Origin of the sequence: Pelomicrobium sp. G1 (assembly GCF_051905455.1) — a bacterium.
GTDB lineage: Bacteria > Pseudomonadota > Gammaproteobacteria > Burkholderiales > UBA6910 > Pelomicrobium.
Window position 1 is genome coordinate 1 of record NZ_JBQACR010000580.1, and the last position, 238, is coordinate 238.

At 66.4% G+C, this 238-nt stretch carries 1 pseudogene; it reads right to left on the reverse strand.

What is annotated here, in order from left to right:
* Window positions 1-238, reverse strand: a pseudogene (locus ACTFO6_RS19705) (acetoin utilization protein AcuC); the annotation flags it as partial.

Sequence of the window (238 nt, forward strand, 5' to 3'; positions counted from 1 at the left end):
GGACGGGCCCCCACACGGCGTCGAAGAGGAGCAGATACTCCCCGCCATGGGTGCGAGGGGGGAGCGGCACGTTGATAGTGGTATGACCACCTAGGGCGGTGCCCACGTACTCCAGCCGCCCGCCCCGGTGGGGATAGGCGTAGGCCGTGTCCATGTGCAGGGAAAGGGTGAGCACGTCAGGATCGTCGGCGAAGGCTTCCTCCACCCCGTCGCCATGGTGGGCGTCCAGGTCAAAATA